Origin of the sequence: Streptomyces sp. NPDC088923, assembly GCF_044749745.1 — a bacterium.
Classification (GTDB): Bacteria; Actinomycetota; Actinomycetes; order Streptomycetales; family Streptomycetaceae; genus Streptomyces.
Genome location: NZ_JBIVIO010000006.1, coordinates 356,883 through 378,084, shown reverse-complemented (window position 1 = coordinate 378,084; position 21,202 = coordinate 356,883). Strand labels below are relative to the sequence as shown.

The 21,202-nt window shown below is 75.0% G+C and carries 18 protein-coding genes and 1 tRNA gene; 14 read left to right on the top strand and 5 right to left on the bottom strand.

What is annotated here, in order from left to right:
* The first annotated feature begins 170 nt into the window (after window positions 1-170).
* From ACIP4O_RS23800 to ACIP4O_RS23760, 9 genes are all read left to right on the top strand, one after another.
* Window positions 171-1,325, top strand: a complete 1,155-nt coding sequence (locus ACIP4O_RS23800) for an inositol-3-phosphate synthase (protein WP_401577286.1) — start codon at window positions 171-173, stop codon at window positions 1,323-1,325.
* Window positions 1,322-2,305, top strand: coding sequence for an SCO3242 family prenyltransferase (locus ACIP4O_RS23795; protein WP_401577285.1), 984 nt, complete (start codon window positions 1,322-1,324; stop codon window positions 2,303-2,305). The genes ACIP4O_RS23800 and ACIP4O_RS23795 overlap by 4 nt, the downstream gene beginning before the upstream one ends.
* Window positions 2,302-3,225 carry a sugar phosphate isomerase/epimerase family protein gene (locus tag ACIP4O_RS23790; protein ID WP_401577284.1) on the top strand — a complete coding sequence of 308 codons (924 nt, stop codon included), beginning with the start codon at window positions 2,302-2,304 and terminating at the stop codon, window positions 3,223-3,225. Before ACIP4O_RS23795 ends, ACIP4O_RS23790 begins: the two co-directional genes overlap by 4 nt.
* The gene (locus ACIP4O_RS23785) at window positions 3,222-3,833 is read left to right on the top strand and encodes an EboA domain-containing protein (RefSeq protein WP_401577282.1); all 612 of its coding nucleotides are present in this window, start codon (window positions 3,222-3,224) and stop codon (window positions 3,831-3,833) included. Before ACIP4O_RS23790 ends, ACIP4O_RS23785 begins: the two co-directional genes overlap by 4 nt.
* Entirely contained in the window at window positions 3,833-4,681 is an 849-nt protein-coding gene (locus ACIP4O_RS23780) for a TatD family hydrolase (protein ID WP_401577280.1), read from the top strand. Before ACIP4O_RS23785 ends, ACIP4O_RS23780 begins: the two co-directional genes overlap by 1 nt.
* A 1-nt stretch (window position 4,682) precedes the next feature.
* A complete protein-coding gene (gene eboE, locus ACIP4O_RS23775) occupies window positions 4,683-5,852 on the top strand; it encodes a metabolite traffic protein EboE (protein WP_401577316.1) in 1,170 nt (389 codons plus the stop codon).
* Window positions 5,849-7,267, top strand: a complete 1,419-nt coding sequence (locus ACIP4O_RS23770) for an alkaline phosphatase family protein (protein ID WP_401577278.1) — start codon at window positions 5,849-5,851, stop codon at window positions 7,265-7,267. The genes eboE and ACIP4O_RS23770 overlap by 4 nt, the downstream gene beginning before the upstream one ends.
* A gap of 64 nt (window positions 7,268-7,331) precedes the next feature.
* On the top strand, window positions 7,332-8,405 hold the full coding sequence (locus ACIP4O_RS23765; RefSeq protein WP_401577277.1) for a sugar phosphate isomerase/epimerase family protein: 1,074 nt from the start codon (window positions 7,332-7,334) through the stop codon (window positions 8,403-8,405).
* Between the two features lie 136 nt (window positions 8,406-8,541).
* Window positions 8,542-8,626 (top strand) — tRNA-Leu (locus tag ACIP4O_RS23760).
* 139 nt (window positions 8,627-8,765) lie between these two features.
* On the opposite strand, the gene ACIP4O_RS23755 is transcribed toward ACIP4O_RS23760, so the two are convergent.
* The 4 genes from ACIP4O_RS23755 to ACIP4O_RS23740 all read right to left on the bottom strand — a co-directional run bounded on the left by ACIP4O_RS23755 (window position 8,766) and on the right by ACIP4O_RS23740 (window position 13,277).
* Window positions 8,766-10,397, bottom strand: coding sequence for an ABC-F family ATP-binding cassette domain-containing protein (locus ACIP4O_RS23755; RefSeq protein WP_401577275.1), 1,632 nt, complete (start codon window positions 10,395-10,397; stop codon window positions 8,766-8,768).
* 184 nt (window positions 10,398-10,581) lie between these two features.
* Entirely contained in the window at window positions 10,582-11,304 is a 723-nt protein-coding gene (locus ACIP4O_RS23750; RefSeq protein WP_401577273.1) for a TMEM175 family protein, read from the bottom strand.
* 144 nt (window positions 11,305-11,448) lie between these two features.
* Complete coding sequence (locus tag ACIP4O_RS23745; protein ID WP_401577271.1) at window positions 11,449-12,483, bottom strand: DMT family transporter; 1,035 nt, start codon at window positions 12,481-12,483, stop codon at window positions 11,449-11,451.
* A complete protein-coding gene (locus ACIP4O_RS23740; protein WP_401577269.1) occupies window positions 12,480-13,277 on the bottom strand; it encodes a phosphatase PAP2 family protein in 798 nt (265 codons plus the stop codon). Before ACIP4O_RS23740 ends, ACIP4O_RS23745 begins: the two co-directional genes overlap by 4 nt.
* Before the next feature lie 270 nt (window positions 13,278-13,547).
* Here ACIP4O_RS23740 and ACIP4O_RS23735 point away from each other — a divergent pair, with 270 nt between their 5' ends.
* Window positions 13,548-14,207: a TetR/AcrR family transcriptional regulator gene (locus ACIP4O_RS23735; protein WP_361321204.1), complete on the top strand. Its 660-nt coding sequence runs from the start codon at window positions 13,548-13,550 to the stop codon at window positions 14,205-14,207.
* Window positions 14,208-14,398: 191 nt separating this feature from the next.
* Here the strand turns inward: ACIP4O_RS23735 and ACIP4O_RS23730 are convergent, their stop codons facing one another.
* On the bottom strand, window positions 14,399-15,628 hold the full coding sequence (locus tag ACIP4O_RS23730) for a DUF2510 domain-containing protein (protein WP_401577267.1): 1,230 nt from the start codon (window positions 15,626-15,628) through the stop codon (window positions 14,399-14,401).
* Between the two features lie 197 nt (window positions 15,629-15,825).
* On the opposite strand from ACIP4O_RS23730, the gene ACIP4O_RS23725 reads away from it, so the two are divergent.
* The 4 genes from ACIP4O_RS23725 (at window position 15,826) to ACIP4O_RS23710 (ending at window position 21,164) form a co-directional block, all read left to right on the top strand.
* Entirely contained in the window at window positions 15,826-18,546 is a 2,721-nt protein-coding gene (locus tag ACIP4O_RS23725; RefSeq protein ID WP_401577266.1) for an ATP-binding protein, read from the top strand.
* Window positions 18,547-18,805: 259 nt separating this feature from the next.
* Entirely contained in the window at window positions 18,806-20,380 is a 1,575-nt protein-coding gene (locus tag ACIP4O_RS23720; protein ID WP_401577264.1) for a histidine kinase, read from the top strand.
* Window positions 20,377-20,817 (top strand): roadblock/LC7 domain-containing protein, encoded by a 441-nt coding sequence (locus ACIP4O_RS23715; protein ID WP_401577262.1) that lies wholly within the window; start codon window positions 20,377-20,379, stop codon window positions 20,815-20,817. Before ACIP4O_RS23720 ends, ACIP4O_RS23715 begins: the two co-directional genes overlap by 4 nt.
* A complete protein-coding gene (locus ACIP4O_RS23710; RefSeq protein ID WP_401577260.1) occupies window positions 20,814-21,164 on the top strand; it encodes a DUF742 domain-containing protein in 351 nt (116 codons plus the stop codon). Before ACIP4O_RS23715 ends, ACIP4O_RS23710 begins: the two co-directional genes overlap by 4 nt.
* The last annotated feature ends 38 nt before the right edge of the window (window positions 21,165-21,202 follow it).

Below are 21,202 nucleotides of genomic sequence, written 5' to 3'. Positions count from 1 at the left end.
ACTAAGACTTCTCCTTGCCGGTGGGGGGGGGGGGGGGGGGCCGGGGGGGGGGCGCGCCCCCCCCCCCCCCCCCGCCGGGGGGGGGGGGGGGCCCGCCGCCCCCCCCCCCACCGCTCCCCGAGCCGCACCATCCCGGCGCACCCGCAGGTTCGTATGACAGGAGGCTGCCCATGTCCGCCGAACCGACCCCCGCCCCCACGACCCCCACCACCCCCGCAGGGGCCCGCACCGGCATCTGGCTCATCGGTGCCCGCGGCTCCGTCGCCACCACCACCGTCACCGGCGCCGCCGCCGTCGCCGCCGGGCTCCACCCGGCCACAGGCATGGTCACCGAGACCCCCGCCTTCGCCGACGCGGGCCTTCCCCCGCTCTCCGCGCTCGTCTTCGGCGGCCACGACACCACGGCGTGCCCGCTGCCCAAGCGCGCCGAACAACTCGCCGCCGCCGGGGTCCTCCCGCACGGACTGCCCAGCGCGCTCGCCGCCGAACTCACCGCGGCCGACGCGGAGATCAGGCCCGGCGGCCCCGGACCCGGCGACACCCGCAGCGACGAGGAACTGATCGCCGCCTTCGCCGCCGACCTCACCGGCTTCCGCGCCCGGCACGACCTCGCCCGCGTCGTCGTCGTCAATGTCGCCTCCACGGAGCCCGCGCCCGGCGGGGACGACACGCGCCTGCCCGCCAGCTCGCTCTACGCCGCCGCGGCGCTCGCCGCCGGCTGCCCCTACGTCAACTTCACCCCGTCGACCGGCCTCCACCACCCCGCGCTCGCCGCGAGCGCGGCGGCGAGCGCACTCCCGTACGCGGGCCGCGACGGCAAGACCGGGCAGACGCTGCTCCGCTCCGTCCTCGCCCCGATGTTCCACCAGCGCGCCCTCGCCGTACGCGCCTGGTCGGGGAGCAACCTCCTCGGCGGCGGCGACGGCGCGGCCCTCGCCGACCCGGCCGCCGCGGCGGCGAAGAACGCGGGCAAGGAACGCGTCCTCGCCGACACGCTCGGCGCGGCGCCCGAGGGCGAGGTGCACATCGACGACGTCCCCGCCATGGGCGACTTCAAGACCGCCTGGGACCACATCGCCTTCGACGGCTTCCTCGGCACCCGCATGATCCTCCAGACCATCTGGCAGGGCGTCGACTCCTCCCTCGCCGCGCCCCTCGTCCTCGACCTCGCCCGGCTCCTCGCCCGCGCGCACGAGACCGGGCTCACCGGGCCGCGCCCCGAACTCGGCTTCTTCTTCAAGGACCCGGACGGCGGCTCCTCCTCGCTCGCCGAGCAGTACACGGCGCTCCTCGCCTTCGCCGGACGGCTGGGGGAGACCCGGTGACCCCCGCGCTCGTCCCGCCCCCCGCGCCCGCGCCCGGCACCCGGGCCCGGCTCGGCGCCTGGGCCGAACTCCTGCGCGTCTCCGCGCTGTTCACCGTCCCCGGCGACGCCCTCGCGGGCGCCGCCGCGAGCGGCGCGGCCCGGCCCCGTACGACCGCGCTCGCCATCGGCTGCTCCCTGTGCCTGTACGAGGCCGGCATGGCGCTCAACGACTGGGCCGACCGGGCCGAGGACGCCGCGGAACGCCCGCACCGCCCGCTGCCCTCCGGCCGGATCACGGCGCCCGCCGCCCTCCTCGCCGCGAGCGCGCTCACGGTCGCCGGACTCGCCCTCGCCGCCCGCGCGGGCGGCCCCGCGCTCCTCGTCGCCGGCGCCCTCGCCGGCACCGTCTGGGCCTACGACCTGCGGCTCAAGCACACCCCCTGGGGCCCCCTCGCGATGGGCGCGGCGCGCGGACTCGACGTGCTCCTCGGCGCGGCGGCCCAGCCCGGGGCCCGCACCCGCGCCGCGCTCCCGGCGGCGGGCGCCCTCACCGCGCACACCACCGCCGTCACCGCCGTCTCGCGCCACGAGGTGCGCGGCGGCTCGGTGGGAGCCCCGCTCGCGGCACTCGCGGCGAGCACCGCGCTCGGGGGCGCGCTGGTACGCGGCGCGCTCGCGCGGCGTCTTCCCCGTACGCGCCCCGTACCCCCCGCACCCCCGGCGGGCCGGGTGGCAGCAGCCGCCCCCGGCCCGCCGGGTCCCACCCTCGCCGCCGCGCTCGCCGCCGGGTACGCGCTGAGCGCGGGCCGCCCGTTCCTGCACGCGGCGCTCAACCCGTCCCCGCAGCTCACCGGGCGCGCCGTCGGCGGCGGCATCCGCGCCATGATCCCGCTGCAAGGCGCCCTCGCGGCCCGTACCGGGGCCCTCGGCGCGGCGCTCGTGACCACCGCGCTCGCGCCCCTCGCGAAGGCCCTCTCCAGGCGGGTGAACCCCACATGAGCGCCCTGCGATTCGGCTACGGCACCAACGGCCTCACCGACCTGCGCCTGCCCGAGGCCCTGCGCCTCCTCGCCGACCTCGGCTACGACGGCGTCGGCCTCACCCTCGACCACATGCACCTCGACCCGCTCGCCCCCGACCTCGCCGCACGCACGGCCGAGATCGCGAAGCTCCTGGGCGAGCTGAACCTCTCCGTCACCGTCGAGACCGGCGCCCGCTACGTCCTCGACCCGCGTACCAAGCACGGCCCCTCGCTCCTCGACCCCGACCCGGAGCGCCGCGCGCTGCGTACGGGGCTCCTCGTGACCGCCGTGCGCGTCGCGGCCGACCTCGGGGCGCACGCGGTGCACTGCTTCAGCGGCGTGCTCCCTTCCGGACAGGACGAAGCACCGGCCTGGGACCGGCTGCTCGGCGCGCTCGCCCCCGTAATCGACGCGGCCGGGGCCACCGGGGTGCCGCTCGCGATCGAGCCCGAACCCGGGCACCTCGTGGGCGACCTCGCGGGCTTCCACCGCCTGCGCGCCCTCCTCGGTGACCCGGCGCCGCTCGGCCTCACGCTCGACATCGGCCACTGCCAGTGCCTCGAACCGAGGCCGCCCGCCGAGTGCGTCACCGAGGCCGCGCCCTGGCTCAAGCACGTGCAGATCGAGGACATGCGCAGGGGCGTCCACGAGCACCTGCCGTTCGGGGACGGCGAGATCGACTTCCCGCCCGTGCTCGCCGCGCTCGCGGCCACCGGCTACCAGGGCCTCACCGTCGTCGAACTGCCCCGCCACTCCCACGCGGGACCCGACCAGGCCACACGCTCCCTGCCCTTCCTGCGCGAGGCCGCACGCCGCGCCGCCGGGGGCGACGCGGCCGCCGGGACCGCAGGAGCCACAGGAGTTGCCGAAGCCGCCGAAGGAGGTATCCCCGCATGAGCGCCGACACCTGGCTCGCCACCGCACTCGACCAGGCCGCCGACCCCGCGGCGACCGGGCCCGGCGGACTCCCGCTGTGGGAGGTCAGGCTCGCGGAGGCCGGACGCGCCTGCGGCCCCGAGCGCGCCGACGAGGCCCGCACCGCGCTCCTGCGCGCGGCCCGCCCCGACACCGCCGCACTCGCCCGCGTCTACCGGCACGGCACCGGCGCCGAACGCCGCGCCGTCCTCACCGTCCTCGACACCCTCGTCCCCGACGACTCCGCGCTCCCCCTCGTCGAGGACGCCCTGCGCACCAACGACACGCACCTCGTCGCCGCCGCGCTCGGCCCCTACGCCGCCCGGCACCTCGACGCGCACGCCTGGCGCCACGCCGTCCTCAAGTGCCTCTTCACCGGCGTCCCCGTCGCCGTCGTGCACGACCTCGCGCCCCGCGCCCGCGGCGACGCCGAACTCGCCCGCATGCTGGGCGACTTCGCGGCGGAACGCACCGCCGCCGGCCGCACCGTGCCCGAGGATCTGCGCACGGTGCTCGCACACGCCGCCGCCCCCACCGAAGGCGCCCCCGAGGGCGTTCCCGCAGGCGCCCCCCGAGGCGAGGAGAACTGATGCGCATCTTCGACCCCCACATCCACATGACCTCGCGCACCACCGACGACTACGAGGCGATGCACGCCGCCGGAGTCCGCGCCGTCGTGGAACCCGCCTTCTGGCTCGGGCAACCCCGGACCAGCCCCGAGAGCTTCTACGACTACTTCGACGCCCTCCTCGGCTGGGAACCCTTCCGCGCCGCGCAGTACGGCATCGCGCACCACTGCACCCTCGCCCTCAACCCCAAGGAGGCCGGGGACCCGCGCTGCACGCCCGTGCTCGACGAACTCCCGCGCTACCTCCTCAAGGACCACGTCGTCGCCGTCGGAGAGACCGGCTATGACTCCATGACCCCCGCCGAGGACCACGCCCTCGCCCACCAGCTCACGCTGGCCCACGAGTTCGGCCTCCCCGCCCTCGTCCACACCCCGCACCGCGACAAGCTCGCCGGACTGCGCCGCACGATCGACGTCGTCCGCGAGTCCCCGCTCGCCGCCGACCGCGTCCTCCTCGACCACCTCAACGAGACCACGGTCAAGGAGGCTAAGGACTCGGGCGCCTGGACCGGCTTCTCCATCTACCCCGACACCAAGATGGACCCGCACCGCATGGTCGCGATCCTCAAGGAGTACGGGACGGACAAGGTCCTCGTGAACTCCGCGGCGGACTGGGGCAGGAGCGACCCGTTGCTTACCCGGACCACGGGCGAGGCGATGCTCGCGGCCGGATTCACCGAGGACGACGTCGACCAGGTGCTGTGGCGCAACCCCGTCGCCTTCTACGGGCTCTCGGGCCGCCTCGACCTCGACCGTGAGGCCCCCGCCGCGCTCCACGAGGGCAACTCCATCCTGCGCGGGGGTGAGTGAGGTGCGCTTCCGCCACCCGGACGGCTCGGTGCTGCACCTCTCCTACTGCACCAACGTCCACCCCGCCGAGACCCTCGAAGGCGTCCGCGCCCAACTGCGCGACCACTGCGAGCCCGTACGCCGCCTCCTCGGCCGCGACCGGCTCGGCATCGGCCTGTGGCTCGCGCGCGACGCCGCCAAGTCCCTCATCACCGACCCCGTCGCACTCCGCGCCCTGCGCGCCGACCTCGACGCGCGCGGCCTCGAAGTCGTCACGCTCAACGGCTTCCCCTACCGGGGCTTCGGCTCCGACGAGGTCAAGTACCGCGTCTACAAACCGGACTGGGCCGACCCGCAGCGACTGGAGCACACCACCGACCTCGCCCGCCTCCTCGCAGGACTCCTCCCCGAGGACATGCCCGAGGGCTCCATCTCGACGCTCCCGCTCGCCTGGCGCACCGCCTACGACGCGGACGCCGCCCGCGCCGCGCGCACCGCGCTCACGACCCTCGCCCAGCGCCTCGACGCCCTGGAGGAGACCACCGGGCGCTCCCTGCGCGTCGGCCTCGAACCCGAGCCGGGCTGCACCGTCGAGACCACCGCCGACGCGATCGCCCCGCTCACCGAGATCGCCCGCGACCGCATCGGCATCTGCGTCGACACCTGCCACCTCGCCACCTCCTTCGAGGACCCCGCGACCGCGCTCGACGCGCTCGAAGCCGCGGGAGTCCCCGTCGTCAAGACCCAGCTCAGCGCGGCACTGCACGCCGAGCACCCCGACCGCCCCGAAGTGCGCGAAGCCCTCGGCGCCTTCGCCGAGCCCCGCTTCCTCCACCAGACGCGCACCCTCACCCCCGCCGGGCTGCGCGGCACCGACGACCTCGCCGAGGCCCTCGGCGACGACCGCCTCCCCGCCGCCCGGCCCTGGCGCGCCCACTTCCACGTCCCCCTCCACGCCCCGCCGGCCCCGCCCCTCACCTCCACCCTCGACGTGCTGCGCGACAGCCTGCGCACCCTCGTCGGCGGAGCGCACCCGCGCACCCGCCACCTGGAGGTCGAGACGTACACCTGGCAGGCCCTGCCCGAGGGCCAGCGCCCCCGCAGCCGCGCCCAGCTCGCGGACGGTATCGCGCGGGAACTCGTCCTCGCCCGCGACCTGTTGACGGAACTGGGCCTCAAGGAGCTGCCGTGACCAGCGCACCGACCGACACCCGAGCCGCCGCGAAGACGCCCACACCCCTCCTCGTCCTCGACGTCGTAGGCCTCACCCCCCGCCTCCTCGCCCACATGCCCCGCCTCGCCGCGCTCGGCGACTCGGGGAGCCGCGCCCCGCTCGGCACCGTCCTGCCCGCCGTCACCTGCGCGGCCCAGTCCACCTTCCTCACCGGCACCCTCCCCGCCGAGCACGGCATCGTCGGCAACGGCTGGTACTTCCGCGAACTCGGCGACGTCCTGCTGTGGCGCCAGCACAACGGCCTCGTCGCGGGCGACAAGCTGTGGGACGCCGCGCGCCGCGCCCACCCCGGCTACACCGTCGCCAACATCTGCTGGTGGTACGCGATGGGCGCCGACACCGACTGGACGGTCACCCCGCGCCCCGTCTACTACGCCGACGGCCGCAAGGAACCCGACTGCTACACCCGGCCCCCGGACCTCCACGACGAACTGACCGAGAAACTCGGCACGTTCCCCCTCTTCCAGTTCTGGGGCCCCGGCGCCAACCTCGACTCCTCGCGCTGGATCATCGGCGCGACGCGCCACCTCCTCGCCACCCGCAAGCCGGACCTCGCCCTCGCCTACGTCCCCCACCTCGACTACGACCTCCAGCGCTTCGGCCCCGACGACCCGCGTTCCCACGCCGCCGCCGCCGAACTCGACATCGCGCTGGCCCCGTTGATCGAGGACGCCCGCCGCGAGGGCCGCACCGTCGTCGTCCTCTCCGAGTACGGCATCACCAAGGCCGACCAGCCCGTGCACCTCAACCGTGCCCTGCGCGAGGCCGGGCTCCTGGAGGTGCACACGCAGGACGGCATGGAGTACCTCGACCCCATGGCCTCGCGGGCCTTCGCCGTCGCGGACCACCAGATCGCCCACGTCTACGTCCGCAGGCCCGAGGACCTGGACGCGACCCGCGCGGCCCTCGCCGGGGTCGACGGCATCGGTGAACTCCTTGACGACGAGGGCAAGAAGGCGCACGGGATCGACCACGCCCGCGCGGGCGAACTCGTCGCCGTCGCGGCGCCGGGGCACTGGTTCACGTACTACTACTGGCTCGACGAGGCGCGCGCCCCGGACTTCGCCCAGCTCGTGGAGATCCACCGCAAGCCCGGCTACGACCCCGTCGAACTCTTCATGGACCCCGAGGACCCCTACGTCCGCCTCAAGGCGGCCGGCGCCCTCGCGCGCAAGAAGCTCGGCATGCGCTACCGCATGGCCGTCGTCCCGCTCGACGCCGCGCCCGTCCAGGGGAGCCATGGACGGCTGCCCGAGAACGACGACGAGGGCCCGGTCCTGCTCAGCTCCGACCCTGCGGCGGCCACCGGGCGCCTCGCGGCGACCGACGTCAAGCCGCTCCTCCTCAGACTCGCCGGTCTGGACGGGTCCTGACCCCGCCCCCTCCGGCGCCACCGCACCACCACCGCACCCCTTCTTCCTTCCAGGGAGCCCACGCATGAGCCGCAAGAAGACAGTGGACGAGGAACTCTCCGCCCGCCTCAGCAGAAGAGGAATGCTCGGCGTCGGCGCCGGTCTCGGCGCCGCGGCCCTCCTCGGCCTGGGCGCCGGGCAGGCCGCCGCGCACGGCGGCGGCCACGGCAACGGACACGGGCACGACCACGGACACGGCCACGGCGGAGGCGTCCCCGCCCTGCCCAAGGACCGGCTCGGCATCCAGCTCTACTCGCTGCGCGACAAGGTCGCCTCGCTCGGCTTCGCCAAGGTCTTCGACGCACTGGAGCGCTTCGGCTACGACGAGGTCGAGTACGCGGGCTACACCCAGGGCACCGGCTCCCTCACCCTGCCCCAGCTCGCCCGCCTCGCCCGCGACCACGGCCTCAAGGGCATCGGCAGCCACGTCAACTACTACGACGACAACAACCCGGACGCGTACTCCTTCGCCCAGAACCTGGAGAAGGTCCTCGACGACGCCCAGACCCTCGGCCTGCCCCACATCGGCACCGCCTCGGGCCCCTTCCGCTACGGCGACACCGTCGACGCCTGGAAGCGGGCCGCCGCCGACTTCAACAAGTACGGCGCCGCCGCCCGCCGCCGCGGCATGAAGTTCTACCAGCACAACCACGGCGACGAGTTCCGCTTCGCCTCCGACCAGCCGCACGTGCGCCTCTACGACGTGCTGCTCGCCGAGACCGACCCCGACCTCGTCTTCCTGGAGATGGACATCTACTGGGCCTACACCGGCCAGTTCCGCTTCTCGAAGACCCCCGACGGCAGGCCCGCCCCCTTCGAGCCGCTCGACTACGTCCTCAAGCAGCCCCACCGCTACCCGCTCTTCCACGTGAAGGACGGCACGCACGACGAGCTGGCCGCCGACGGTTACGACATGACGGACGTCGGTGACGGGGACATCGACTACCTGAGCTTCCTCACCGCCGTGAACCACCGCACCCGCGACGCCCGCCGGGAGCACCACTGGCAGGTCGAGCACGACAACCCGGTGGACTCCTTCCTCTTCGCCCAGAAGTCCTCCGCCCACCTCCACTCCCTGCGCGAGAAGAAGCACCGCTGACCTGCGGCCGGGGCGACCGCCAGGCCGCCCCGGCCACCCCGCCTGACCACGCCTTATGGAGGTGAAGAGCACCCCGGAGACCTGGTAGAGTTGTCCATGTCGCCGGGGGAAACGCCGGAAGAACGACAGACACCTTGTCCGGGTGGCGGAATGGCAGACGCGCTAGCTTGAGGTGCTAGTGCCCTTTATCGGGCGTGGGGGTTCAAGTCCCCCCTCGGACACAGAGCGAGGCCCCTCCGGGAGAGATCCCGGAGGGGCCTTTCGCGTGTGCGGGCCCGCTCGCGACGCGGGCCGGGCCGCCCGCCGCCGGGGCGTGAAGTTCTGCCTGTACAACCACGGCGACATGGCCCGCCCCCTCGCTCACCCCCCGGCCGTCAGCCGCAGCTCCTCGCCCGCCCAGCGGCGGCGGAGCCAGCGGTCGTGGCTCGCGAGGACGATCGCGCCCGGGCCGGGGCCGAGCGCTTCCTCCAGCTCGTCGCACAGGGCGGGGGAGAGGTGGTTGGTCGGCTCGTCGAGGAGCAGCAGGCCCGGCGGGTTCGCGACGAGGAGGGCGAGGGCCAGACGGCGGCGCTGACCTGCCGAGAGGCGTCCGACCGGGGTGTCCAGGTCGGGCGCCGCGAAGAGGCCGAGCGCCGTGAGCGGGACGCGTTCCGCGCGCTCGGCGCCCAGGCGCCGTGCCCAGAACTCCGCCGCCGTGCGCTCCGCCTCGGCGAAGACCGTGTCCTGCGGCAGGAGGCCCACGGTGAGCCCCTCGGCGGCCTCGGCCGTGCCCTCGTGCTCCAGGTAGCCGGCGAGGACCGCGAGGAGCGTGGACTTGCCCGCGCCGTTCGGGCCCGAGACGAGCAGGCGGCCGCCGGGTGCCACGTCGAGCCGGTCGAGCGCGAGCCTGCCGGGGACGCGGATGTCGCGCAGGGCGAGCAGCGGGCCGTCCGGCCCGGGCGCGAGGGCGAGGCCGCGCGCGGGCCTGAAGCGCAGCGGCGGCGGGGGAGCGGGGACCCGGGTGCGCTCCAGCTCCGCGAGGCGGCGGTGCGCGTCGCGCACCCGGCGCGAGACCTGGTGCTCGACGCGGTTGCCCCTGCGCCCGTAGCCCATCTTCTCGTTGTCGGAGCGCCAGCGGTTCGGCGCGACGCGGTGCGCGGAGACCCCGGCCCGCTCGCGCAGCCGCTCCACCTCCTCCTGCTCCGCCGCGTACCGCTCCTCCCAGCGGGCGCGCGCGGCGGCCCGCACCGCGCGGTACTCCGTGTACGTACCGCCGTGCCGGACGGGTCCGCCCACGGCCGGGTCGAGGTCGAGGAGGTCCGTGCAGACCGCGTCGAGGAAGGCGCGGTCGTGGCTCGCGAGGACGACCGCGCCGGGCAGTTCGCGCAGGCGCTCCTCCAGGAAGGCCGCCGCCGCGTCGTCCAGGTGGTTCGTCGGCTCGTCGAGGAGCAGGGCGGTGGGGCGGCGCACGAGGAGCGCGGCGAGGGCGAGCCGGCCGCGCTGGCCGCCGGAGAGGGAGCCGAGCGTGCGGGTACGGGCGAACCCGCCGAGGCCGAGACCTTCGAGCGCCCGCGCCGCGCGGCGGTCGGCGTCCCACACCTCGCGGGCCTGCGCGCGGGCGAGGGTCCGCTCGTACGCGCCGAGCAGCTCCGCGTACGCGGGGCTCTCCTCGGCCGTCCCCGCGAGTTCCGAGCCGAGCCGGTCGAGCGCGGCGAGGTCCGCGCGGGCTTCGCGCAAGGCGGCTTCGACGACGTCCGTGATCGTCTCGCGGGCGGAGAACGGCAGTTCCTGGTGGAGGAAGCCGAGGTCGGCGGGGCGCTCCATGGTGCCGGAGACGGCGTGGTCGGCGCCGGCGAGGAGGCGCAGCAGGGTCGATTTGCCCGCCCCGTTCTCGCCGATGACGCCGAGGCGGCGGCCGGGAGCGACGGTGAGCGAGACGCCGTCGAGGACACGACGGCCGCCGAGTACCTGCACGAGGTCCTGGGCACGCAGGACGGGAGCGGGGGAGGGCATGGGGAGAACCACCAAGGAGGAAGGGGGACGGCGGACGGGCACGACGAGGGGGCCACCCGGCCCGGCGCACCCTGCGCCGCCGGTGGCCCGGGGCTCCGGACTCATCCGGAGATGTCGTCGTCTCCCGCCGCCACTCTCACAACCTCCGTACGGATACGTGCCCGCGCAGCCTAACAAGCCCCGCTCAGCCCGCCGGGCCCCGTTTCGGCATCCCCTCGGTCGTGAGGAAGTAGAAGACCGGCAGGGCCACGAAGACACCGAGCGCCAGGAGCGGTGTCACGAGGACGCCGAGCAGCCCGGCGAGTACGTAGGCGACGACCCCGACCGCCGAGCGCGTCACGCCGTGCCGCAGGTAGCCGGGTTCGACGTGCGGTTCCATCAGCTCGGGGCGGCCGAGCAGGAAGCGGTAGAGGACGAGCCACGCCGTGCACATGAGGGCGGCGACGAGCGCGTACAGGGCCACGGCGGTGCGCGCGTCGCGCCCGGTCACCGACTCGCTGAGCGTCTCCGAGACGACCGAGGTGGGGAAGGCGAGCGCCGAGGTGATGCCGACGAGCGCGAGGTTCCAGCCCGAGAGCGCGCGGTCCACGCTGCGGATGCGCGCGAACGCCTGGTGGTGGTTGAGCCAGATCACGCCGACATAACTGAAGGAGGCGACGTAGCCGATGTAGGCGGGCCACTGGTGGAGGAGGGAGTGCGCGAGGCCGCCGTCGTGGTGCGGCGGGTCGTTCAGCTCCAGGACGAGGAGGGTGAGGGCGACCGCGAAGACGCCGTCGCTGATCGCTTCGAGGCGCGAGGTGTCGCTGCGCCGGAAGCGCGCCGAGGGATCGCGCCCCGCGTGCGCCCCGGGCCCCTGGCCGTTCCCGTTCTCGTCCCCGGGGGGACCGTGCGTCGGCTCGTGCGGCAAGACGGCGGCTCCCCTCGGACCCGGTCCCGCGCCGGGCTCCGCCGCACTATGCCGCGCGGGGGCGGCCGCGGCCGGGTGCCGGGGCCGGGGAGTCCACCGGGCGGGCCAGCGGCGGGGCCGCGCGGGAGCGGGGCCGCGCGGCGTCTACGCCGCGCGCGGGCCCCTGCCGCCGTGCGCGTGGGCGGGTTCGTCCGCCGGGCGGGGCAGGGGCGGCGGTAGGGGGGTCGTCTCCCGGGCGAGCGGGAGCGGGGCCAGCTCCCCGGGGAGCGGGGAGGGGATCACTTGGCGCGGCGGGGCCTTCTCCCGCGGCGGTGGTACGGAGGCGGAGCCGCCTACGACGGTCGAGGCGCCCTGCTGCCGCGCGGAGGCGCGGCTCAGGAGGACGACGCCGCACGCCGCGACGAGCGCTCCGCCGAGCGTGAGGCCGAGACCGGGGGCGCCGCCGCGCAGGTGCTCGCCGAGGAGGCTGAGGCCGACGACCGCCGCCGCGACCGGGTTCGCGAGCGTGAGGACGGCGAGCGGGGCGCCGAGCCCGCCCCGGTAGGCGGTCTGGGCGAGGAGCAGCCCGCCCGCGGCGAAGGACGCGACGAGCAGTGCGACGATCCCGGCCTGCCACAGCGGCAGGTGCGGGCCGCCCGCCGAGACGGTGAGGGTCTGGGTCAGGGCCGAGGCGATGCCCGAGGCGAGGCCGGAGGCCGTCGCGTGGCGCAGGCCCGGGCGCCCGCCCGGGCGGGCGAGGAGGGCGAGGAGCGTGGAGGTCGCGCCCGCGACGAGGAGGGCCTCGGGGAGCGAGAGCGCGTCGTCGGGGGCGGGGCCGGAGGCCGTGAGCAGCAGGGCGGCGAGGCCGACGAGGGTGAGCACGGTGCCCTGCCACTCGCGGCGCGCCACCCGCCGTCCCGCGCGGTGCGCGCCGAGCGGGACCGCGGCGACGAGGGTCAGCGCGCCCAGCGGCTGGACGAGGGTGAGGGTCCCGAAGCGCAGCGCGGCGACGTGCAGCAGCGCGCCGCCCGCGTTGAGCCCGACAGCGGCCCACCACGCGCTGTTCGCGAGCAGGCGCAGGCCGCCGCCGTGGCCCTGCGCGGCGGTGCGCGCCGCGAGGCGCTCCTGAGCGACGGCCGCCGCCGCGTAGGCGACGGCCGAGACCAGGGAGAGCGCGACCGCGAGGAGGGTGGCGGTCATCGACTCGCACCGTGCGGGAGGAGCCGGCGCAGGGGCGGGCGGGGAACGGGGCGGGGGCGCGAGAGGCGGGCCGAAGGGCGCGGGACGACGAGGAGTGCGATGCCGAGGAGGGCGGAGACGACGAGCACGTCCATCCAGTAGTGGTTGGCGGTGCCGACGATCACCAGGAGCGTGGTCGCGGGGTGCAGCAGCCACAGCCAGCGGGCCCGGTGCCGCCCCGCGGCGATGAAGCCGATAGCGACCATGAGGGCCCAGCCGAAGTGCAGCGAGGGCATCGCGGCGAACTGGTTGGAGACCGAGTCGGTCTGCGGGGTCGAGCCGTAGACCGTGGGCCCGTAGACGAGCCCGGTGTCCATGAGGTGGGTCGCGGCGAGCATCCGAGGGGGCGCGAGCGGGAACAGCAGGTGCCCGGCGAGCGCGATGCCGGTCACGACCGCGAGGACGCGGCGCGACCACACGTAGTGCGCGGGCTTCTTCCAGTAGAGCCAGACGAGGAAGGCGAGCGTGAGGGGGAAGTGCACGGTCGCGTAATAGGTGTTGGCGAGGTGCACGAGGCTGTCGCTGTGCAGCAGCAGCCCCTGTATGTCCGTCTCGCTCGGCAGGCGGAGATACCGTTCCAGATCCCATATGTGATCCGCGTTACGGTACGCCTCCGAAATGTGACCGTTCGCCAGCTTCCGCCCCAGTTTGTATATGAGGAAGAGTCCGACGACGAGCAGCAGTTCGCGGACGAGGGGTGGTCGGGCAGTGGCGTCCGGCTCCCGTGTCGCGGACCTGGAACGGGCGGTACTCATGCCCGGGGCCCCTTTGACGTGACGACTTGGTGGTGCGGTGGGGGCAGGGGTGACCCCTGGAGCCCAGCGGTACGCCAGTGTACCGGTACGAAGTCGTATCGGTACACTTTCGTATCGGTACACCGGCGTACCGGTACTGCGACGTATCGATACGCCAGCGTACCGGTACACTGGCGTACCGGACGAGCGAATAGGCCGCTCGTTTTGCGGCACGACCGCCGCGAACCGCCGTGGAGCCATGGACCGCCGCCGGAGGACGAGGAGAGCGCGATGACCGCCGAAGCCGCCGAAGTCACCGACGAGAACCCTGCCGCCTCGCGCCGTTCCAAGCTCACGCCCGAGCGCGAGCGGGAGTTCTACGAGGCGGTGCTCGACCAGATCAGGCGCTGCGGCTACGACGCGCTGACGATGGAGGGCATCGCGCTGCGCACCCGGTGCAGCAAGTCCACGCTCTACCGGCAGTGGCGCACCAAGCAGCAGTTCGTCGCCGCCGCGCTGCGCGCCCACAGCAAGGAGCCCTTCAGCGGGATCGACACCGGGAGCCTGTCGGGCGACCTGCTCGCCGCGGCGCGCGCGGCGGGGAGCGGCGGCTTCGGCGACACGCTGCTCGTCCAGGCGATGGCCCAGGCGGCGCTCCACGACCCGGACCTGAAGAAGGTCCTGCGCGAGACGCTCGTGGACCCCGAGATCGCGGCGATCGGCGCCATGCTCGACCGCGGTGTCGCGCGCGGGGAACTGCGCGCCGACCACCCCGCCCGCCCGTACGTCGCCTCCCAGCTCATCGGGGTGACACGGATGCGGGCCTTCATCGAGGGCAAGCACGCGGACACCCCCTACATGGAGCGTTTCGTGCGTGCGGTGCTGTTGCCCGTCCTCGGTCTGGAGGCCCCGGAGGCGGCGGGAGCGCGGGAAACGGGCGAGAGCCCCTAGAGACCGGCGGTCGTCGTACCGGCGGATGATGGACGACGACGCGCCCGCGCCGCACCGTGGGGACGGGGGCGGCGCACCCGGGCCCGGTGTCCCTTCCCTATGAGCGGTGGGAAGGGACACCGGGCCCTTTTCCTCGTGTCACGGCCGCCGGGCACGCCCCTCGCGCCCGAGGCGTGCCCGGCGCCCGCGCGTCAGGCGTTCTGGCCCGTGCCGCCGCCCGACGTCGCGGCCTCGCCCGCCTTGATCCCGTCGAGCAACCCGTCGAGCACCGAGAGCTTCGGCGCGTCGTCGCTGATGTCGAGCCCGACGCGCAGGACGACCATCTGCTTCGTGGTGGGGGAGGGGAAGGCGACGGTCTCGGCATAGCCGTCGGGGCCCTTGCTCGTGACGACCTTCCAGCGGACGAGGTAGCCCTCGCTGCCCGCGATCCGCACCGTCTTCGCCGCGTCCACGCTGTGCGAGGTGATCTTCCCGTACGCGCCGCCGCCGTAGGAGTCCTCGGCGTTCTTCGCGATGTCGGCCTTCGCGATCTCCTCAGGGGTCTTCGCGGTGATGCCGAGGGCGACGGCGGGCACCGACTGGACGCCGCCGTGCACACAGCTGTCCTCGTCGCCCGCGGCGGGGTCGGGTACCGGGCAGGCGTAGGAACCGGCGTTGACGGAGGCGCCCGTGGTGAGGCTCTGGCCCTCCCAGCCCTTCGGCACGGGGAGGCGCAGGCCGTTGACGAGGTCGGGCACCGTGCCCGAACGCACCGTCCCGCCTCCGCCGCTCCCCTCGTCGCCCCCGCCGCCCTCACCGCGCTGGCGCGGCGAGGTGGACGGGTTCTCGCCGCGCGGCGCGCCGGGCTCGCGGGGCGCGGAGGCGGCCGGGCTCTTCGCGTCGTCACCGTCGTCACCGGCGACGAGCGCCCAGCTCCCGACGCCGAGCACGGCGAGCAGCACGACGCCGACCGAGATCCCCGCGATCCACCGCCCCCGCTTGCGCCGCGGCGCCGGCGGCATCCCGTACGGGCCGTGGCCGCCGTACGGGCCGGCCACCCCCGGCGCGCCGTACGGACCGCTCGCGCCGTAGGGGGCGGTCGCACCGTAAGGGGCGGTCGGCGGGTACGGGGGCTGGGGGCCGTACGGAGGCTGCGCGGCGTACGGGGGCCGCGCGGCGGGGTCCTGCGCGGCGGGGTCCTGCGCGGCCCGGTCCTGCGCGGCCCGGTCCTGCGCGGGGTTTGGGCCGCGCGCGTCCGGGCTCTCGGACGGCGCGTCGGCGGGTATGCCCGCGGTGGCGGGGGCGGTGCCCGGGGGCTGCGCGGGCGCGGCCTGCCGGGTCCCTTCGGTCCACGCCGTGCCGTCCCACCAGCGCTCGCCGCGTGGGCCCTCGCCCGAGTGCCCGGGGTCGGGGTACCAGCCGGGAGGAGTCTGTGGGGTCATGCCGCTCACCCTAGGCCGTGGTGCTGAAAATCGGATGAGAGGCGGGCATGATAGCGGCCGGGGCCCGAAGCCGCCTGAATCCGTGTCATATTCGGGCCCTGCGGTTAGGCTCGCCTCCGTGCGGACCGGGCCCGGCGGCCGAACTGCCGACCAACTCCCGGTCCTGGCAACGGCGGACGGGCAGGGGAGCGGGCAGGATGACGGCGAACGCGCGGCGGGGCGCTCACGACCACGGCGACTCCCGGTACGGCGAGGTGCCCGCGACCGGCGAGGGCACCTCGTACGGCGACGAGGCGCTGTGGGAGCGCGAGCGGGAACTGCGCCTCGTGGACGAGGCGATCGAGCGGCTCTGCGAGGACCGCGAGGGCGGCGGCAGCCTCCTCGTCTTCAGCGGCGAAGCCGGTATCGGCAAGACCCGGCTGCTCCAGGAGGTGCGCCGGCGGGCCACCGCGCGGGCCGCGGTGTGGAGCGCGCGCGGCGGGCAGACGGTCGCCTCGGTGCCCTTCAACCTCGTACGGCAGTTGCTCCAGCACAGCCTGCTCGCGATGACACCCGAGGAGGCCCGCGCCTACCTCGGCGTGCGCTACGACGTCGTGGGCCCCGCGCTGGGCATAGCGGACCCGGGCGGGCGCACCGCCGACCCGCGCGGCGTCATCGACTCGCTCGTCTCCGTCGTCAAACGGCTCGTCGAGGCCGACTGGCCCGTCGTCATCCTCGTCGACGACGTGCACTGGGCCGATCCCGAGACCCTCGACTGGCTCGCGGCCTTCGCCAAGACGCTCGACTCGACGAAGGTGCTGCTCGTCGTGGCGCTGCGCGAGAACGAGGCGACGGGGCGCACGGCCCACTACCTCAAGAGCCTCGTGGACCAGGCGCGCCCGGCCGGGGTCGCGCTCCAGGAGTTCGGCCCGCGCGCCGTCGCCGAGCTGACCCGCGCGGCCTTCGGCTCGCTCGCGGAGGACGGTTTCTGGCGCGAGGTGTGGGCGGTGACCGGGGGGAACCCGTACGACACCATCGAACTGCTCAGCAAGGCGCGCGAGAACGGCGTGCGGGCCGTCGAGTCCGAGGCCGAACGGTTGCGCGGCCTCAACGCCGCCTCGCGCGGCGTCGGCCTGGTCGAGCGGATCGAGGCGCTCGGCGCCGAGGCTCTGAAGCTCGCCCGGTCCGCCGCCGTGCTCGGCACCGACATCACGCTCCCGCTCGCCGCGCTGCTCAGCGACATGCCGCTCGACGAGGCGGCGGCACAGCTCGCCAGGCTCCGCGCGGCGCGCGTCCTGACCGGCCCGGACGACGACCTCCAGTTCGTCCACCCGCTCATCGCCACGGCCGTCCACGAGTCGATGAGCCCCTCCTACCGCACGGCCCTGCACGGGCGCGCCGCCGATCTCGTCATGGAGTCGGGGCGCGGTCCCGCGGCCGCGTCCCGCCACCTGCTCCAGCTCGTCCCCGACGACGACCCGCACGTCGTGGCACGCCTGCGCGCCGCGGCGCGCGAGCACCTCGCCGTCGGCGCCCCCGAGGCGGCCAGGCTCTGTCTGGAGCGCGCGCTGATCGAACCGCCCGCGCCGGGGGCGCACGCGCAGGTCAGTTACGAGCTGGGCTGCGCGACGCTCCTCACCGACCTGGGGAGCACCGTGCGGCACCTGCGCGCGGCGCTCGAACTGCCCGACGGGCTGCGGGGCAAGGACAGGATCGACGCCGTCTGCCGCCTCTCGCAGGCGCTCGTCCACCTCGACCGCTTGCGCGAGGCCGTCGACGTCGTGGACCGCGAGGCGCTCCTGCTCGACGAGAGTCCCGAGCGCATGCGGCTCCAGGGCATGCACTTCATGTGGGAGGGCATCTACGCACGCGAGAGCAACGCGGAGGGGCGCTCCGCGCGGCTCGCCGCGCTCGCCGATCCGCTCACCGGGCGCGACACCTCCGAGCGGGCCCTGCTCATCCTGCGCGCCTTCGACGTCATGGCGCGCGGCGAGAACGCGGAGCACGCGGTGGAGCTGTGCGACCGCGCCCTCGTCAACGGCCAGCTCCCGCCCGGACTCGGCTGGACCGACACCGAGTGGAGCTTCGAGCTGCTCGTCATGCTCGGCGGCGCGTACATCTTCTCGGACCGGCTCGACCGTGCATCGAGCCTCTTCACCGAGGCACTCGACGTCTACCGGCGCCAGGGCTGGAGCGGTAACCACCTCGGTGTGGCGCAGGCGTTCGTCGGCTACGTGAAGCGGCGGCGCGGGCAGCTGCGCGACGCGCGGGGGATGCTCAAGGAGGCGCTGCGGGTCGCGGACCGGGTGGGTTCGCGGATGCCGCTGCACTGGGACATCGTGTGCATGCTCGCGGACACCCTGCTCGCCCAGGGCGAGGTGCGCGAGGCCGAGGAGCTGATGGAGCGATACGCGTTCCGCCCGCCCTACCCCGACGTCATCGTGCTGCCCGACGCCGCGGCGGTACGGGGCCGGTTGCTGCTCGCGCTCGGGCGCCGCAAGGAGGCGGTCGACGAACTGGAGGCCGGGCTCCTCTCGCTCAACGCGCGCGGCTGGCACAACACGGTGCTCGCCCCGGTGCACGGCGAACTCGCCCTCGCCGTCGCGCCCGACGACCCGGACCGGGCCGCCGCGCTCGTCGCCACCGCGCGGGCGTCCGCCGAGCGCTTCGGCACCGACACGGCGGTCGGTGAATCGCTGCGCCAGGCCGCCGCGGTGAGCGAGGGGCAGCACGCGGCCTCGCTCCTCGCCCGCGCCGTCACCTACCTCGAACACTCGCCCTGCTCCTACGAGCACGCCCGTGCCCGCGTCGAGTACGGGCTCGTCACGCGTTCCCGCAAGGAACTCGACCGCGGCCTCACGCTCGCCAGGAGCTGCGGGGCCACGGGCCTCGCGCGGCTCGCGGCGACCACGCTGGAGGAGGGCAGGGGGCTGTACTGAGGAGACCGGCAATCGTCCCTTCCGGTGGAAGCTTCGGCAAAGCGGTCAGCTGAAAAGGAATGGTCGGAATCATTCATTCCGCAGGTGATTCCGCTCGATAAGGGGCAGACTGGCCGCGCAGGTCACCGATTCATCAAAAAACCCGTCAACTTCCGGTCAGAACTAGGCATGTGACGATCTTGCGCCTACGGTGGTGCGGCGAGCGACGGCACGCCGCGTCGCGGTTACGCAAGCACACCGAGGTTCAGGGACTTCCCACATGCTGATAGAGGTCGTGGCCGCAGCCGTCGTCGCGGGCGGGGCCACCGCTGCGGCGACCGGAGGCCCTCTCGTGGCGGCGCGCCGGCGCGCCAGGCGGGCCGGCGAGGACATACGCGAGGCACACGAGGCGCGGGACGCGGCGCTCGCCGCCGCCGGGGTCGCGCGGGCGGAGGCGGGGGCCGCGCGCACGGAGGCACGTACCAGCCGCGAGACGGTCGAGCGCGAGACGCGCCACCTGCTCGAACAGCGTCTTCCCGCCCTCCTCTCGCACCTGCGCACCCCGCATGTCACCGTCCCCGGGCTGCTCACCCCCGAACTCGCCGGCACCCCCGTCGACCGGCTCCACCGCGCGCTCCTGGACGCCGTCGCCGAAGGCGTCGCCGCCGAGGGCGAACGGGTCGACGAGGCCGGACGGGCCGTCGTGCGCGGCGCGATGAGCCGCGTGCACTCGCTGCAACTGCGCCTCCAGGACGGCCTCAGCGAGATCCAGCGCCGCCACCCCGACGCCGAGCCCGCGCTCATGGCCGACATCCTCGCGCTCGACATGCTCAACGAGCTGATCGGGCGCGCCGCGCAGACCCCGGCCCTCGCCACCGGCTCCACACCGATGCTCTTCCGCGACGACACGCACCTCGTGGACATCGCGGTGAGCGCCGCGAGCCGGGTCCGCGACTTCAAGGAACGCGTCGGCGAACCCGTCAACCACCTGACCCGCGCCGTCGGCGTCATGGCGCAGTCGGTCGAGCCCCTGCGCGCGGTCCTCGCCGAACTCCTCGCCAACGCCGTGCACTTCTCGCACGGCACGCTCAAGGTCGACGTCTCGCTGCACGAGACGCAGACCGGCGCGAGCGTCATCGTCGAGGACGCGGGTGTCGGCCTCAACGCCGAGCAGTTCGCCCGCGCGGAGCGCCTGCTCAGCGGCGCGCACCCGGTGCGGCTCGTCGAACTCGGCGACCCGCCGCAGACGGGCTGGGCCGCGATCGGCGCGCTCGTGCGCCAGTACGGCTTCCAGGTCTCGCTGAAGAAGAGCGGTTACGGGGGTGTCGCGGCCGTCGTGAGCGTGCCCGCCGCCCTCCTCGTCGAGATGCCGGATAGCCACGCCCCCTCGGTGCACGCGCCCGCGCCCGTACGGAGCCGGGAGCCGGCGTCCCCGCCGCTCCCCACCGGGGTGCGCGGCGTCACCCGCACCGCTGAGACCGGCGACCCCACGACGCTGCCGCGCCGCCGCCGCAAGACCCGCGAGCGCGGCACGGGCCCCGTCGCACCCGTCTCCGCACTCCCGCGCCTGGAGCCCCGCGAGGCCAAGGCCCGCTGGGGCGGCTGGCAGGCGGGCCGCGACAAGGGCCGTGAGGCCGTCGAAGCGGTCGAGCGCGAAACCACCGAAGCGACGCCCCGTCCCACCCGCGAGGACGACCGCCCGCCCCAGGACCCACCCCACAGCCGCCCGTCCGAGGACGTACGGGCGGCAGGGTCCGGGAACACACCCGTACCCCCCACGGAACGCGCACCGCACGAGGGGCCGCGCAGCACCCCCCGCACGGCCCCCGCGCAGGAGAGAGGACACGACCTGTGAACAGCCAGGGAACCCCGCCGGTGAAGGGCGCCCCGCTCGCCCGGAACCTGTCGTGGGTACTGGAGCCCCTGCTCGAACTCCCGCACGTGGAGGGCGGCGTCGTGTTCAGCAGGGACGGGCTCATCCTGGGCGCCGCGCCCGGCATCGCGACCGAGGACGGCGAGGCGGTCGCCGCGGTCACGAGCTCGACGCTCGGCAGCGTCCGCGCGCTCGTGGACCGCGCGGCGCAGGGCAAGGACCGCACGATCGACGAGGTCGTCGTCTCGACCCCGCAGGGCCTCTACTACGTCGCGCCCGCGGGCGAGGGCGCGGGGCTCGTCCTGTGGGCGGGCCGGGAAGCCGACCTCGGACGGATCGCGTACGAGGTGCAGGTGCAGGTGGGCAAGCTGGTCGCGGCGCTGAGCGAGGCCGCGAAGAGCAGGACCGCCGGCGCATGACCCCGCCCCGCAGGCGCCTCGTGCCCGACTACGTCGCGACCGCCGGGCTCGAGGTCCCGCCGCGGATCGGCGTGGAGCGCACGACGCTGCTGCACGCCGCCCCCGGCGCCTCCCCCGAGGGGCTCGACGCGGCGGCACGCCGGCTCCTCGCCCTCGTCGAGGACGAGGGCACGCTCTCCGTCTACGAGTGCGCGGCGCAGTTGGGGCTGCCCTACGCCGTCGTCCGCATGATGGCCGCCGCGCTGGCCGCGAGCGGCGCCGTCGTCACCCGTGAGCCCCCGGCCCCCGCCCAGCTCCCCGACCCCGCACTCCTGGATGTGGTGCTCCATGGCCTCCGTGCCCTCTGACCTGGCCCCCGCGCCCGGCATCCCGGCCCCCGCGACCG

Bases quoted from the DNA above. Each gene is read 5' to 3' on its own strand.
- ACIP4O_RS23725 (WP_401577266.1), top strand. From the start codon at position 15,826: ATGACGGCGAACGCGCGGCGGGGCGCTCACGACCACGGCGACTCCCGG.
- ACIP4O_RS23800 (WP_401577286.1), top strand. From the start codon at position 171: ATGTCCGCCGAACCGACCCCCGCCCCCACGACCCCCACCACCCCCGCA.
- ACIP4O_RS23740 (WP_401577269.1), bottom strand. From the start codon at position 13,277: ATGAGTACCGCCCGTTCCAGGTCCGCGACACGGGAGCCGGACGCCACT.
- ACIP4O_RS23710 (WP_401577260.1), top strand. From the start codon at position 20,814: ATGACCCCGCCCCGCAGGCGCCTCGTGCCCGACTACGTCGCGACCGCC.
- ACIP4O_RS23790 (WP_401577284.1), top strand. From the start codon at position 2,302: ATGAGCGCCCTGCGATTCGGCTACGGCACCAACGGCCTCACCGACCTG.
- ACIP4O_RS23765 (WP_401577277.1), top strand. From the start codon at position 7,332: ATGAGCCGCAAGAAGACAGTGGACGAGGAACTCTCCGCCCGCCTCAGC.
- ACIP4O_RS23735 (WP_361321204.1), top strand. From the start codon at position 13,548: ATGACCGCCGAAGCCGCCGAAGTCACCGACGAGAACCCTGCCGCCTCG.
- ACIP4O_RS23720 (WP_401577264.1), top strand. From the start codon at position 18,806: ATGCTGATAGAGGTCGTGGCCGCAGCCGTCGTCGCGGGCGGGGCCACC.
- ACIP4O_RS23755 (WP_401577275.1), bottom strand. From the start codon at position 10,397: ATGCCCTCCCCCGCTCCCGTCCTGCGTGCCCAGGACCTCGTGCAGGTA.
- ACIP4O_RS23785 (WP_401577282.1), top strand. From the start codon at position 3,222: ATGAGCGCCGACACCTGGCTCGCCACCGCACTCGACCAGGCCGCCGAC.
- ACIP4O_RS23780 (WP_401577280.1), top strand. From the start codon at position 3,833: ATGCGCATCTTCGACCCCCACATCCACATGACCTCGCGCACCACCGAC.
- ACIP4O_RS23745 (WP_401577271.1), bottom strand. From the start codon at position 12,483: ATGACCGCCACCCTCCTCGCGGTCGCGCTCTCCCTGGTCTCGGCCGTC.
- ACIP4O_RS23730 (WP_401577267.1), bottom strand. From the start codon at position 15,628: ATGACCCCACAGACTCCTCCCGGCTGGTACCCCGACCCCGGGCACTCG.